Source organism: Flavobacterium sp. (genome assembly GCF_031537875.1).
Taxonomy (GTDB): domain Bacteria; phylum Bacteroidota; class Bacteroidia; order Flavobacteriales; family Flavobacteriaceae; genus Flavobacterium.
Genome location: NZ_JAVKNB010000006.1, coordinates 1 through 14,547 on the forward strand (window position 1 = coordinate 1; position 14,547 = coordinate 14,547).

General features: G+C 34.1%; 13 protein-coding genes and 1 tRNA gene. 9 read left to right on the forward strand and 5 right to left on the reverse strand.

Features of this window, described 5'->3' with window-relative positions; translation table 11 throughout:
• Positions 1-1,971: 1,971 nt before the first annotated feature.
• The 3 genes from RMR09_RS02400 to RMR09_RS11360 all read left to right on the forward strand — a co-directional run bounded on the left by RMR09_RS02400 (position 1,972) and on the right by RMR09_RS11360 (position 4,704).
• A complete protein-coding gene (locus tag RMR09_RS02400; protein WP_310594245.1) occupies positions 1,972-2,937 on the forward strand; it encodes a hypothetical protein in 966 nt (321 codons plus the stop codon).
• 79 nt (positions 2,938-3,016) lie between these two features.
• On the forward strand, positions 3,017-3,160 hold the full coding sequence (locus tag RMR09_RS02405) for a hypothetical protein (protein WP_310594246.1): 144 nt from the start codon (positions 3,017-3,019) through the stop codon (positions 3,158-3,160).
• Positions 3,157-4,704, forward strand: coding sequence for a recombinase family protein (locus tag RMR09_RS11360; protein ID WP_409070951.1), 1,548 nt, complete (start codon positions 3,157-3,159; stop codon positions 4,702-4,704). Before RMR09_RS02405 ends, RMR09_RS11360 begins: the two co-directional genes overlap by 4 nt.
• Here the strand turns inward: RMR09_RS11360 and RMR09_RS02410 are convergent.
• Together RMR09_RS02410 and RMR09_RS02415 are read right to left on the reverse strand one after the other, a co-directional pair.
• A tRNA-Val gene (locus tag RMR09_RS02410) sits at positions 4,661-4,738 on the reverse strand. The two genes, RMR09_RS11360 and RMR09_RS02410, sit on opposite strands and share 44 nt — an antisense overlap.
• 86 nt (positions 4,739-4,824) lie before the next feature.
• Positions 4,825-6,045 (reverse strand): folylpolyglutamate synthase/dihydrofolate synthase family protein, encoded by a 1,221-nt coding sequence (locus tag RMR09_RS02415; protein WP_310594247.1) that lies wholly within the window; start codon positions 6,043-6,045, stop codon positions 4,825-4,827.
• Positions 6,046-6,174: 129 nt separating this feature from the next.
• Between RMR09_RS02415 and RMR09_RS02420 the strand changes: the two genes are divergently transcribed.
• The gene (locus RMR09_RS02420; protein WP_310594248.1) at positions 6,175-6,870 is read left to right on the forward strand and encodes a MotA/TolQ/ExbB proton channel family protein; all 696 of its coding nucleotides are present in this window, start codon (positions 6,175-6,177) and stop codon (positions 6,868-6,870) included.
• Between the two features lie 2 nt (positions 6,871-6,872).
• On the forward strand, positions 6,873-7,268 hold the full coding sequence (locus RMR09_RS02425) for a biopolymer transporter ExbD (protein WP_310594249.1): 396 nt from the start codon (positions 6,873-6,875) through the stop codon (positions 7,266-7,268).
• 160 nt (positions 7,269-7,428) lie between these two features.
• Here RMR09_RS02425 and RMR09_RS02430 read toward each other — a convergent pair whose 3' ends face one another.
• Positions 7,429-8,319, reverse strand: coding sequence for an energy transducer TonB (locus RMR09_RS02430; RefSeq protein ID WP_310594250.1), 891 nt, complete (start codon positions 8,317-8,319; stop codon positions 7,429-7,431).
• A 185-nt stretch (positions 8,320-8,504) separates the two neighbouring features.
• Here RMR09_RS02430 and RMR09_RS02435 point away from each other — a divergent pair, with 185 nt between their 5' ends.
• The 4 genes from RMR09_RS02435 (at position 8,505) to RMR09_RS02450 (ending at position 13,024) form a co-directional block, all read left to right on the forward strand.
• Positions 8,505-9,647: an acyl-CoA dehydrogenase family protein gene (locus tag RMR09_RS02435; protein WP_310594251.1), complete on the forward strand. Its 1,143-nt coding sequence runs from the start codon at positions 8,505-8,507 to the stop codon at positions 9,645-9,647.
• Positions 9,648-9,776: 129 nt separating this feature from the next.
• The gene (nagB, locus tag RMR09_RS02440; protein ID WP_310594252.1) at positions 9,777-11,708 is read left to right on the forward strand and encodes a glucosamine-6-phosphate deaminase; all 1,932 of its coding nucleotides are present in this window, start codon (positions 9,777-9,779) and stop codon (positions 11,706-11,708) included.
• Positions 11,709-11,731: 23 nt separating this feature from the next.
• Complete coding sequence (locus tag RMR09_RS02445) at positions 11,732-12,409, forward strand: SDR family oxidoreductase (protein ID WP_310594253.1); 678 nt, start codon at positions 11,732-11,734, stop codon at positions 12,407-12,409.
• 12 nt (positions 12,410-12,421) lie between these two features.
• Positions 12,422-13,024: a SprT-like domain-containing protein gene (locus tag RMR09_RS02450; RefSeq protein WP_310594254.1), complete on the forward strand. Its 603-nt coding sequence runs from the start codon at positions 12,422-12,424 to the stop codon at positions 13,022-13,024.
• Here RMR09_RS02450 and RMR09_RS02455 read toward each other — a convergent pair.
• Both RMR09_RS02455 and RMR09_RS02460 read right to left on the reverse strand, forming a co-directional pair.
• On the reverse strand, positions 13,021-13,785 hold the full coding sequence (locus RMR09_RS02455) for an ATP-binding cassette domain-containing protein (RefSeq protein ID WP_310594255.1): 765 nt from the start codon (positions 13,783-13,785) through the stop codon (positions 13,021-13,023). The genes RMR09_RS02450 and RMR09_RS02455 overlap by 4 nt on opposite strands.
• The gene (locus tag RMR09_RS02460) at positions 13,785-14,531 is read right to left on the reverse strand and encodes an ABC transporter permease (RefSeq protein WP_310594256.1); all 747 of its coding nucleotides are present in this window, start codon (positions 14,529-14,531) and stop codon (positions 13,785-13,787) included. Before RMR09_RS02460 ends, RMR09_RS02455 begins: the two co-directional genes overlap by 1 nt.
• Positions 14,532-14,547 lie beyond the last annotated feature (16 nt).

Consider the following 14,547-nt stretch of genomic DNA (forward strand, 5'->3'; position numbering starts at 1 on the left):
AAGTCCCGTTAAAGGAGCCAGACAATACTTTTCATTAGGTGCTGGATTCAAATATACAACTGCAAAAATTGATGTTTCGTATTTATTTTCATCTTCAAAAATAAGAAACCCGTTAGAAAACACACTCCGTTTCTCACTCACTTTTAACTTTGGGGATAATTACGGAATAAATTAAATTTAAATAAAAAACTAGAAAAATTTAGTTACAAATAATTTAATCTTTCTTTGGCTGAAGTTCTATAATTTTTCTAGTTTTTTTAAAAATCAATACTTAAATTTTTAAATATTGGTTTTGGATTTTTGGGATATTTCTAACTGATCGTAATGTTAGGAATAAAATTTTAGAATCAGAATACCTGAATTTTACATTCTTAGGAATCAGTTAATTATTCTAATTTTTTGAGCAACAAAAGACTATTTTAAATTAGATAACTGTAAAAACTAAAAAAAATTGACTGAACATTTGTTGGAGGGTGGTAAATTTTTTTTAAAAGTAAGAACCTAATTATGTTAGCTTCTCTAATAATATAAATAAATTTTAGTAGACTCCATAATGTTAGAAAATCTTTTATAGCCAATCATTATCATTCAGGGGTTAATAACGACGTGAAAAGAAAGAATGTTGCTAAATCTAGAGAACAAATATATTGAGTTTTTTTGAGCTTAAAAACAAGCTATCGTCTGTTCAATTTGTCAAAAAAAAGGAATGCATCTGCTGTATAAAAATTCACGTCTATTTCATTAAAAACAGCTTCAAAAAAGCTATTTTTTAAGGTGTATTATAAAAGATATTTTTTATTATTTAGAATATTATTTATAATTGTAAGAGCAAATTGTTGCAAGTCTGAAGGTTAAAAAAACATTCCGAACTACTACTTAAACACCCTTTTTTAGTCAAAAAAATGTAAAGAAAATTCTAAAGAAACAAACAGTCAATAATCGTTGAAAAATGGTTGTGTTTGTTTACGAATTATAGAGAGTTTATAATGGTTTGTATTTAAGCTATTTTACTAATCAATTCATTAGTCTGTTGTAATGCTTTTCTTTTTTGTTTTCTTTACTACTTCTTTGCTGTTTCTTTATAAAAAGTAGTACTCGTTTTTATTAAAAAAAACGCAATACAAACAAAACAAATGCTATTAATTATAATTATTGATTTCTTTCTATTTTAAATAATTGCAATAGTATCTTTTCTTATACAATTCATTAGTTAAATTGTTTGGTAATATTGGTTGTATTTAGCACTACAAAATTGGATTACTACTCCTTTACAAACTATTAGAAATTAACTATTCCAATTTGTTTGCATAAAAGTAACAATTACTATCTTTGAATTAAGATTTGGGATCTTGGCGGTTTGTAAATTTGTTGGGGGCAACAATTTAGTATTATCTTACATACAGCAAACCGCTTTTTTTATTTAATAAGAAGACTATTCGTTTTGGTGAGTTTTGTAATGGTTTTCTAATAGTTGAATCAAACAATTATTAAAACAAAATAATAGCTTAGTTTACTTCGTTTTACTTATACAAAGTAATTACGACTTCTTCAATATTGAATAAAAAGAAAATGACTTTGATTCGTTTAAAGAACTATACTATTTTTTATTAAGCAAAAACAGTTTTACACCCTTACATACATTTTATTTAAAACGGAGTGATTTTACTATTTCAAAATTAATAATGAAGAAGTAGCTGTAGTTATTAATTTCTTTATTGAATGGTAATTGTTTTAAGTGCTTTTTCAAATGAATAGCCTTCGTGTTTTTTTTAATGTCGTTTCAATAATCAAAATGTTTTTTTGTAATTGCTGTTGCAAAACAATTTATTGGACTTTTGTAGTATTCTATAACCGCTTTACATTTTGGATGTAAGCAATTCTTGTTTATTAAATATTTTTTATCTATTTTTAACTATATTTTATGATTAAATAAATTATTGATTACATTTGCAGAATCAAATAGAGCAAAATATGGTGTCAATTTTAGATTATTACCCTTTACTGACAGAAAAGAAAATTCCTTTGAAACCTTTGGATATTCATCCAAGGCTGTATTTTAATTGGAAAAAAGAAGGCTTGTTAAACGAGAAAGTTCCAACAGAAAATGACGAGAAAGTAGATGTTCAAAGAAAAAAGGTGTTTTTGAATGTTTATGAAGCACTTTGGGTTTTAATTATAAAAGAACTTCGAAATCTAAACATTGACTTAAAAACAATTTTTGAATTGAAGAAGTTTATGTTCACTGTAGTGAAAGCAGACGAGCAAAAGTTAGGGTCGCTTTCTAGGGAAGAATTCATTTCTTCTATTTTAGAGCGTATTCCAATTGAGTTCCATCAAGAAGCTAAACAACAACTAGAAGACAAAGAACTAGATGGTTTATTAGATAGAAAAATAGATGAAGAATCTGTAATTGCTTTTAAATATATCGGAAGCCTACTGACAAATGTTTTGCTTTTACAAACAGCGGTTTCTATAGTAATCATTAAAGAAACAAGTACTTCAGAATTAGATTTTCTAATTGTACCCAATAACAATAATGCTTCAGTAGAAGAAAAAGAAAAATTATATAAACTATATGCTACCCATTTTTCAAACGACACATTAATAAACATTCCAATCCTTCCTTTAGTTTCCCAATTATTTGAAGACCAAAATTTTGATAAATATTGTATTGCCTTTGGATTATTCAATTCGCATGAAAAAAAATTACTCAAAGCCTTGAATGATGATACTTGTAAAAAAATTAGCATTATCAAATACGACTCTGAGCATATTACGTTTGATTTAACAAAGGAAATCGATGTCAAAGGAGATAACGCAAAAGAAATACGAAAAATACTGGGTTTAAAACAATATGAAAAGGTAGAGGTAACTTACCGAAATGATAAACATCTAGTAATTAAAAATACTAAAAGAGAAAACAATCAAATAAATTAAAGTCCTAGGTGTTCCCTAGCACAAAATCGACTGATTACAAAAACAAGTATGTCCTGCTTCTTTTTGTCTGAGAGTCAAAATGGATTTAGAAAAAGCCAAACAAATTGTAAACAAAAACAGAAACAAAAAATTAACTGACCAACAAATCAAAGAAGTACTTCTACTGGCAGAAATGCTAGCGAGTTGCACTATTAACCATCTTAAAACAGCAAGCCTAAAATGAAAAATGTTATACTTTACGTTAGGGTCTCCACAGACGAGCAAGCAGGAAGAGGTTATTCTCTTCGAGACCAAGAGCAGAAGCTACTTAATTATTGCCAAAACAATAATTTAAACGTGCTGCATATCTTCAGAGAAGATTACTCGGCTAAAACATTCAAGCGACCTGAGTTTAAGAAATTATTGGAGTACTGCAAGAAAAACAAAAAGGACATTCACCAAATGATATTCATCAAATGGGATAGGTTCTCTAGAAATACTGCCGAATCCTATCAAATGATAGGAGTGTTTAATGAACTAGCCATTCAGGTCAACGCCATTGAACAACCACTAGATTTAACTATTCCAGAACAAGGATTAATGCTTGCAGTGTATCTTTCTATGCCAGAGGTAGAAAATCACCGTCGTTCACTTAATGTTATCTCAGGAATGCGAAGAGCGTTCAAAGAAGGTAGATATGTAGGGAATGCTCCTAAAGGATACGATAATGGAAAAGATGCCTTAAAAAAGCCTCTTTTGATTCCAAACGAAGATGCCAAGTATATGCAGGAAGCTTTTGAACTGATGGCAACAGGAAACTACCAGCGTAATGAAGTACTCTATAAACTACAAGCTAAAGGATTTAATTCGAGTAAAACGGTTTTTGCAAGAAATTTAGATAACCATCTCTATTATGGGGGTGTGTTTATAAAAGCCTACAAGGACGAGAAAGAAACCATAGTAGAAGGCATTCACGAACCTATCATTACCAAAGCATTGTTTGATAAAGTACAACAAGTGATGTATGGTAGAAAGAAAGGAAAGCAAAAAGCGCCTAAGACGTACAATGAGAACTTTCCTTTGAAAGGATTTTTATGCTGTCCTGTTTGTAACAAACAAATGACTGCCAGCAAATCAAAAGGGAGAACGCAATACTATAGCTATTACCACTGCGTGAGTCCCTGTAAGGGTAGGTATACTTCTGAAGAAGTACATCAACAAGTAAATGACTTTTTAGCAGATATCACCTTTGATAAACAATTCCAAGAATTGTATTTTGAAATCATCAAAGAGAAACTAACCCAAGATACCAAGCAAAAAGCATTGGGACCAAAACATTATGAGCATCTGAAATCAATCGAAGATAAACTAGTTAAGTTGCAAGACTTATACATCGATGGAGATATAGACAAAGAAGGATATGAATTGGCTAAAGAACGCTATGAGAATATCCGAGCAGAACTCAAATCCAAAGAAGCATCGTCAGAGGACAATAAAAAGCTAGTAGAACTCTATAAAACTGCAACAGAAAAGTTTGTGGAGATTGATAATCAATACAATAACGCTAATCTAGAACACAAAAGAAAGATAATTGGTTCGATATTCGAAAAAGAAATACGTTTTGAAAATAAAAATCTTCGAACCGCTAATTTGAATCCAATCCTAAATGAAATTGCTAGTATTAATAAGGGTTTACGAGCTAAAAAGAAAAAGGACTTAACTAAAAAATTAGTTAAGTCCCTTATGGTGGGCGATGAGGGGTTCGAACCCCCGACCCCCTCGGTGTAAACGAGGTGCTCTGAACCAGCTGAGCTAATCGCCCGATTGCAATATGTCAATTTTCATTCCCTTATTGCGAGTGCAAATATACACCTGTTTTTTGTATTTGCAAGAAAAAAAGAAAAAAAATTATAAAATTTCTGCTACAACAAAAGTGCTTCCACCCACGTAGATAAAATCAGAAGACTGCGCATTTTGCTTGGCTTGGGCGTAAGCGACTGAAACAGAATTATATATTTCCCCATTCAATTCGTATAGACTTGCTTTTTGAGCTAAAATAGAGGCGTCAAGTCCTCGAGGAATATTAGGTTTACAAAAATAGTAAATGGCATTTTTTGGGAATAAAGGCAAAACTTCGTTCAAATCTTTATCATTGACTACTCCTAAAACGATATGTAAGCTGTCAAATACTTCTTTTTGGATTTGGCGTAACACAATAGTTAGTCCATGGGTATTGTGCGCTGTGTCGCAAATTATTTTAGGAGATTCGCCCAATTGTTGCCAACGGCCTTGGAGTCCTGTGTTTTTGACTACTTGAGATAAACCTTTTTTCCAGTGCGACTCGTTAGTTTGAAATGCAGTATATTGATTTAATACAGTAAGAGTCTGTATCACTGTTTTTTTGTTGTGAATTTGGTAATCGCCAATTAAATCAGACGGATAGGTATTGGTAATCAAATCTGAGGCAAAGTAGAGGTTGCTTTGATTTACATTGGCAGTTGCCAAAAAAACCGGTTGAGTCTCAGGAGTATATTCCCCAATGACTACTGGAATTTGCGGTTTGATGATTCCGGCTTTTTCAGTTGCGATTGCCGCTAAAGTGTTTCCTAAGAATTGAGTATGATCCAAACCTATATTAGTAATTACTGAGACTAAAGGGGTAATGATATTGGTAGCGTCTAGTCGACCTCCCATTCCGACTTCAATGATCGCAATGTCTATTTTTTCTTTGGCAAAATAATCGAAAGCTAATCCAACACTCATTTCAAAGAAACTCATGTCATTGGCTTCAAAAAACGATTGATGTTGGTTGACAAAATCGCAAACAAAGTCTTCAGGAATCATCATGCCATTAATTTTGATGCGTTCTCTAAAGTCTTTTAAATGCGGTGAGGTGTATAAACCTACTTTGTACCCTGCTTCTTGAAGGACAGAAGCTAGCATATGCGAACTAGAGCCTTTGCCATTTGTTCCTGCTACATGAATGCATTGTAATTGCTCTTCAGGATGTTCTAGATAGTCCATTAATAGGTGGACATTAGTTAAATCTTTCTTGTATGCTGAAGCCCCCTGAAGTTGGTACATCGGGAGTTGATTGAACAGCCAGTTTAAAGTTTCAGGATAGGTCATTTTGTTAGAAAAAAAGTAATTGTTTAAAATATTTTTCGATTTTTTTAGTTTACTATTGCATCGAAAAGTATCTTTATTGCAAATTTCAAACAAATTTTAGAATTAAAGCTTAAAAAATAAGAATAATATATGGTTAGTTTACTACAATTACAGTCTGACACCCTTGCCAACGCAGCATCTAATGTGGTTATCGAGAAGATTGCTACTAATAATGAAATCTCAGTATTAGAATTTATTTTAAAAGGTGGTTTCTTTTTGATTCCAATTGCTATTTTATTGTTCTATACTATATATGTAATCATTGAACGTTATTTATACATCAGTAAAGCTTCGGCTATTGACAGTCGATTGATGGTAGATGTAAGAGATCAATTGCATTTAGGTAATTTAGATTTAGCCAGAAGTATTGTTGAAAGAAGTAATTCAGCTGCGGGAAACATCTTGAAAGAAGGTATTTTAGTAATTGGAAGACCTATTGCTGAAATCGAATCGAATATGGATCGTGCTGCCGATATCGAAATTGCACAAATGGAAAGTCGTTTGGGTCATTTAGGGTTAATCGCAGGGATTGCCCCAACATTAGGATTTATTGGAACTATTTCTGGAGTAATTAAGATTTTTTACAGTATTTCGGTGACGGAAAACATCAGTATTGGTAATATTTCTGGAGGATTGTACGAAAAAATGATTAGTAGTGGTTCTGGACTTATCGTGGGGATTGTTGCGTATAGTGCCTACCACTTGTTGAATGGTAAAATTGATAATTTTGCCTTGAAGATTCAGAAACAAATTTTAGAATTTGTCAATATTATTCAAAAAGCATAAATATGTCAATTAAACGTAAAAGAAGATTTCATGCTGAAGTGGCTACCTCGTCACTGAGTGATATTATGTTTTTTTTATTGTTGTTTTTTCTAATCATTTCCACCTTAGCTAATCCTAATGTGATTAAAATGACTTTGCCAAAGGCGCAAGCCAATGAAAAAACAAACAAACAATTTATAAGTTTGTCGGTTACTGAAGATAAAAAATTCTACATCGATAAAGAGTCAGTTACTTTCGAAGCTTTAGAAAGTACCTTAATGGCTAAGATGAACGGCGAAAAAGACCAAACAGTTGTGGTACGAATTCCGTTCAATTTGCAAGTACAGGATTTAGTGGATGTATTGCAAATAGGTGTTCGAAACAATTTGAAATTTGTGATTGCTACAAGTCCTAAGTAGAGGAATGTTGTATGTGAATATGGTATAATAAGTATTTATTTTGTCATCCCGTCCCGACACTTAGGGATATTTCGGAATCTATATAAAATATAAATCAATTATTTTAAGAAACTGAAACAAGTTCAGTTTGACAAGAATAACGAATTAAATCCACCTCTTTTTAATTCAAATTGAAATTATAAACAATTTTTCCAACTTGTTTTTCGGGAGCGTCGCTACTAGCATCCCATTTGGTATTCATTGCGGCTAATTTAGCTTGTTCCAATAAACATTTAGCAGTATTAGTAGTTCCTTTGATCCCTGCTATGGCGTTGATAGTTCTTCCGTTTCGATCTACTGAAACCTCTACAACCACTTTACCTTCTTCATTACATGTATATTTTGGTGCGGGTTTAGAAATTGCTTTTCTATTACCTAAAGAATAACCTCCTCCAATTCCATTGCCTGAACCACCACCAGATCCCGCTCCGTAGCCACTGCCGTTACCTATTCCGTTACCTGTGCCATTGCCTCCACCAGTTCCTCCTCCGGAACCGCCATTGCCATAATAGCTTGTGGCACTCAAACTTCCGTTAGACTTTCCTTTATTTCCTGCTGTTTTATCATCGCCATCGCCCCCTTTGTTAGCCCCTTTTAAAATGCTAGACAAGGCGTCGTTGGTTGTATTCGAAACTTTAGGTTTGACTACTTCGGGTTTTATTTCTTCTTTAACTACTGTAGTTTTTTGTTCTGTTTTTTCTTTTTTAGGGATCACAACAGTCTCTTCATTACTATTTTCTTGCACAATTATGGACTCGTCTGGAGTATTAGTTGTAGGTGTTTCTTTAACTTGGTTTTGAACTTCAAGTACCTCGCTTTCATAATTACTTCCAGATCCTAGGTCGCTGTCTCCAAAATTAACAGAAACACCACCACCGCCACCACCAGCTAGCTCTGCCAAATTGGATGGCGGCCAAAAGCGGATGAAAAATAAAATCAACAACATCGTCGCGTAGATAATAAGCGAAAAAGCTAGGGATTTTTTTTGGTCTGAAGAAGGAGTGAAACTCATGAATAGTGTTTAATAGTAAAAGACTTTTTTAAAAACGCCGAAATGTACTAAAAATTGTCAAGAGTGAAAAGGAATAGTTGCAGTTTCAATACTTAAATTTTGAATGAGAATGATCAAAATTCCGTTTTAAAAAGTATCTTTGATTGTATTTTTATAACAAATCAATCTAATTATTTTATATTATTATGGATTTTAGCCTAACCGAAGAACATAAAATGATTCAGCAAGCGGCGCGTGATTTTGCTCAAAATGAATTATTACCAGGTGTAATTGAACGAGATGAAAAGCAAATTTTTCCTGCAGAACAGGTCAAGAAGATGGGTGAGTTGGGTTTTATGGGCATGATGGTGGATCCAAAATATGGAGGAAGCGGACTCGATACGATTTCGTATGTGTTGGCAATGGAAGAAATTTCCAAAGTAGATGCTTCGGCTTCGGTGGTAATGTCAGTAAATAATTCGTTGGTGTGTTGGGGACTACAGACTTTTGGCACCGAAGAACAAAAACAAGAATGGTTGCCTAAATTAGCTTCGGGCGAAATTCATGGGGCTTTCTGTTTAAGCGAACCCGAAGCAGGAAGTGATGCTACTTCGCAAAAAACTACCGCTATTGATATGGGGGATTATTATTTGGTTAACGGAACTAAAAATTGGATTACCAATGGCAATACAGCCTCTTTTTATATAGTAATTGCACAAACGGATGTTGCCAAAAAAAGCAAGGGAATTAATGCTTTGATTATGACTAAGGATATGCCTGGTTTTTTAATTGGTCCCAAAGAACAAAAAATGGGAATCAGAGGATCAGATACGCATTCTTTGATGTTCTCGGATGTTAAAGTACCTAAATCCAATCGCATTGGCGAGGACGGATTTGGATTTAAGTTTGCCATGAAAACCTTAGCTGGAGGACGTATCGGGATTGCAGCGCAAGCTTTAGGAATTGCGTCTGGAGCCTATGAATTAGCGTTGAAATATTCAAAAGAACGAAAAGCCTTTGGCACTGAAATTTGTAATCATCAAGCTATTGCTTTTAAATTAGCTGATATGGCGGTAAGTATTGAAGCGGCTCGCCATCTTTGTATGAAAGCAGCTTGGGATAAAGACAGTCATTACAATTATGATGTGAGTGGGGCAATGGCAAAGCTGTATGCTTCACAAGTGGCTATGGATACTGCTATTGAGGCAGTTCAAATTCACGGTGGGAATGGGTATGTGAAAGAATACCATGTGGAACGTATGATGCGCGATGCTAAAATTACCCAAATTTATGAAGGTACTTCTGAAATTCAGAAAATTGTGATTTCGAGAGCGGTTTTAGCAGAGTAATAAATCTGAATATTTTTGATTTAACTAATTTAAGAATAACTTATCTTTGATAGTGACGACTGTCTATGCCTAATTATTCGGTGTAGCTATTTCATCACAAGCAAAAATCAAATTCTAAACCTACAAATAATGCAAAAAAACGCCCCTCAATCCAGCACTATTTCATACAAGACACCAGGTCAGTTTGAAGAAACCCGATTTGAAAAAATTCACAATGTTATTGTCAATTCATCAGAAATTGGTTCCAAAGCAGTAGCCAGAGAAATGGCAGATTTAATTCTGCAAAAACAAAAAGAAAATGTAACCTGCGTTTTAGGGTTAGCTACTGGCTCTTCGCCAATAAAGGTATATTCAGAATTAATCCGATTACATAAAGAAGAAGGCTTGAGTTTTCATAATGTGATTACATTCAATTTGGATGAATACTATCCAATGGAAAAGGAAAATGTAGAAAGCTATCATTACTTTATGCACGATCATCTTTTTAAACATATCGATATTAACCCGAAAAACATACACATTCCAGACGGAATGGTAGCTCCAGAAAATTTAGACCAATTCTGTATGGAATATGACGCAGCTATTTTGGCGGCAGGAGGTTTGGATTTTCAATTGCTAGGCATTGGACGAACTGGACATATTGGCTTTAACGAGCCAGGTTCACATGCCAATTCAGGAACTCGAAATATTACGTTAGCTCATATTACTAGAGTCGATGCAGCTTCCTCTTTTTTAGGAATAAATAATGTCCCAAGACGTGCTATTACAATGGGAATTGGCACTATCAAAAAAGCAAAACGAATCGTGCTTTTGGCGTGGGGAGAAAATAAAGCTTCGGTAGTGAAAGAAACTATTGAGGGTGAAATTTCTTCACAAGTTCCTGCTACTTATCTGCAAGAGCATTCCAATACCACATTTGTATTAGACAATGAGGCGGCTTCCCAATTAACACGTATAAAAACACCTTGGTTGGTATCTTCATGCGCTTGGACTGAAGCATTAAAAAGCAGTGCGATTGTTTGGCTTTGCGAACGAGTAAACAAGCCAGTTTTAAAACTAAATGATAAGGATTATAATGATTTTGGAATGTCTGGTTTGTTGGCAGAAGAAGGAGTAGCCTACGACTTGAATATTAAAATGTTTAATACATTACAACGAACGATAACCGGTTGGCCAGGGGGGAAACCTAATGCAGATGATAGCAACCGCCCTGAAAGAGCTTTGCCAGCTAAGAAAAGAGTGTTGATTTTTAGTCCGCACCCAGATGATGATGTAATTTCGATGGGAGGCACTTTTGACCGATTAGTAGAACAAGGACATGAAGTACATGTGGCGTATCAAACTTCGGGAAATATTGCAGTTTCAGACGAAGAAGCCTTGCGTTATGCTGAGGTAGCCGTGTCTATTTTTCCAGAAGCTAATCCTGATTTAAAAGGAGTTGTTCAAGCTTTACAAACCAAAAAAATAGATCGTCAAACGGAACTATTGATTCGGAAAATAAAAGGACAAATTCGCCGAAAAGAATCTTTAGGAGCAACTCGATTTTTTGGACTTCCGGATGAGCAAGTACATTTTTTGGACATGCCTTTTTATGAAACAGGTACGGTTAAAAAGAACCATTTAGGAGAGCAAGATATCACTATAATTAGGGATTTAATCACTACTGTTAAACCTCATCAAATTTATGCAGCAGGAGATTTAGCCGACCCACATGGCACACATAAAGTGTGTTTGGATGCTATTTTTACAGCAATTGAACGTTTGAAAACGGAATCATTTATGAACGATTGTTGGGTTTGGTTGTACCGAGGCGCTTGGCACGAATGGGAACCGCAAGAGATTGAAATGGCTGTTCCTATGAGCGAAGATCAAGTGTTGAGAAAACGTAAAGCTATTTTTTACCACCAATCTCAAAAAGACAATGTGATGTTTCAAGGTGAAGATTCGAGAGAATTCTGGGTAAGAGTGGAAGAACGAACCAAGAAAACAGCAGATAGATTTAATGATTTGGGACTTGCAGAATATACTGCAATGGAAGCATTCAAGCGTTATTATTTCTAATCTAATTTAGTTACTTTTGCTTCATGAAAAATATTGTAGTTACAGGTACGAGTAGGGGTATAGGTTTAGAATTAGCTTTGCAATTTGCATCTAAAGGGCATCATGTTGTAGCACTTTCTAGAACTATTCCTCAAGCATTAATGGGTAATGAAAACATCAGTTGTCTTTCGGTTGATTTAGCAAATGAAACCGATTTACAAAAAGTAGCCGACTATTTACAATCAACTTGGAAACAGGTTGATGCCATTGTTCACAATGCCGGAAGTTTGTTGTTGAAGCCTTTTTCAGAAACTTCGCAAGCTGATTTTGAAAGTATTTATAAAGTCAATGTTTTTGGCGTAGCGAATTTGACTCGTGTCGCGTTACCGTATTTGCAAAAAGGTAGCCATGTTGTTACCATTAGTTCGATGGGAGGTATTCAAGGCAGTTTGAAATTTGCAGGTCTATCTGCCTATAGTTCAAGTAAAGGCGCTGTAATTACACTATCTGAATTGTTAGCCGAAGAGTACAAAGAACAAGGAATTGCCTTTAATGTATTGGCTCTTGGAGCGGTCCAAACCGAAATGTTAGCAGAAGCGTTTCCAGGGTATCAGGCTCCAATTTCAGCAGCTGATATGGCAGAATATATTGTTGATTTTACCTTGACGGGGAATAAATATTACAATGGAAAAGTCTTGGAAGTATCTTCTTCTAATCCATAAAATAATCTTGTTTTGAGCGAAACCTTAGCTAGATATTTACCTGAACACGCTGTGAAGCCCGTTTTTGAATTGATTGTGACACATCAAGTGCATCTCAAAATAGTAAACGAGCGCCAAACTCGTCATGGTGATTATCGAAGAGGCTTGAATGGAAAACACGAAATAACGGTTAATGCGAACTTGAATCAATACAAATTTTTGATTACCTTAATTCATGAAATTTCGCATCTTGTAGCATTTGAAAAATTTGGGCGTACTATTAAACCACATGGTAATGAATGGAAATATTCGTTTCAACGTTTGATGGTGCCGTTTATTCGACCAGAGATTTTTCCACACCATTTATTGCCCTTACTAGCAAGACATTTCAAAAATCCATCGGCGAGTAGTGATACGGATACTACATTGTCTTTGGCGCTAAAACAATTTGACCAACAAAATGATAAAAATTATGTGTTTGAAATTCCCTATGGGAGTATATTTCGAATTTCAAATGGTAAAATATTTAAAAAAATAGCAGTTCGAACCAAACGATTCGAGTGCTTGGAAATCAGTACAGGTAAAACCTATCTCTTCAATCCTAATGCCGAAGTTGAACTATTGAAAACGAATTAATGTCCGTTTAGAACAGCTGCTCTTACTTTTTTAAATAGATTAGAAGAATACACAAAATCTACAACTGCTTTGTTGTCGGTTCTGAAAATTTCTTCTTTAGTACCCTCCCAAGCAATGAGTCCTTTTTTTAGAAAAACAATTTTCTCTCCAATTTCCATTACAGAGTTCATATCATGGGTATTAATTACCGTCGTAATATTGTATTCTTTTGTAATTTCTTGAATCAAATTATCAATTACTGTAGCTGTTTTAGGGTCTAAACCTGAATTTGGTTCATCACAAAATAAGTATTTTGGATTGTTTACAATAGCGCGGGCAATAGCCACACGTTTTTGCATTCCTCCAGAAATTTCAGAAGGTTTTTTATGGTGTGCTTCGATAAGATTGACACGTTCAATAACAAAATCGACACGTTCTTTAATTTCTTTAGGGGTTTTATTGGTAAACATTTTCAAGGGGAAACCAATATTTTCTTCTACAGTCAAACTGTCAAACAAGGCACTCCCTTGGAATACCATTCCAATTTCACTTCGAAGTTCACGCTTTTCATCCTTATTCATTTTTCCATAAATTCGGTCATTGAAAGCTATAGTGCCTTTGTCAATCTCATGAATCCCTAATAATGATTTGATAAAAACGGTTTTACCTGAACCACTTTGACCGATGACTAAACTAGTTTGTCCTGCTTCAAAAGTAGTACTAATTCCTTTTAGTACTTTTTGCTCTCCAAATCGTTTCTCTATGTTTTTTACTTCAATCATTAGCTTAACAAAATTTGAGTCAGTATATAGTTCAGAAGAATAATTACAACCGATGTCCACACAAATGAAATAGTACTTGCTTTACCCACCTCAAGCGCTCCACCTTTCATGTAGTACCCATGAAAAGAGGGAATAGTAGCTAAGATAAAAGCAAAAGACAAGGTTTTTATGAAGGCATAAGTAATATGGAATGGGATAAAATTAATTTGCACACCATCAATAAAGTCTTGTTGAGATGCAAATCCACCATAAACGGCAGCAAGATATCCTCCAAATATTCCTAAAAACATTGAAATTCCAATCACAAAAGGGTATAATAAAAGGGCAACTATTTTTGGAAAAACTAAGTAATTTAAAGAGTTGACCCCCATTACTTCTAAAGCATCAATTTGTTCAGTTACTCGCATAGTTCCAATGCTGGAAGTGATAAACGAACCCATTTTCCCAGCCATTACTATTGAGATAAAAGTAGGTGCAAACTCTAAAATTACAGATTGACGTGTTGCAAATCCAATTAAGTATCTTGGAATTAAGGGATTGGTTAAGTTTAGTGCGGTTTGAATAGCTACAACACCACCTACAAAAAAGGAAATAAAACTTACAATTCCTAACGAATCAATAATCAAGTCATCGATTTCTTTTAGTATTAATTGTTTCATCACACTCCACTTTACAGGTCTGTTGAACATGTCTTTCAACATTAAGAAATAGCGGCCTATTTGCGATAAATATTTGAGGAGCATCATAGTTTAAAAATATGGG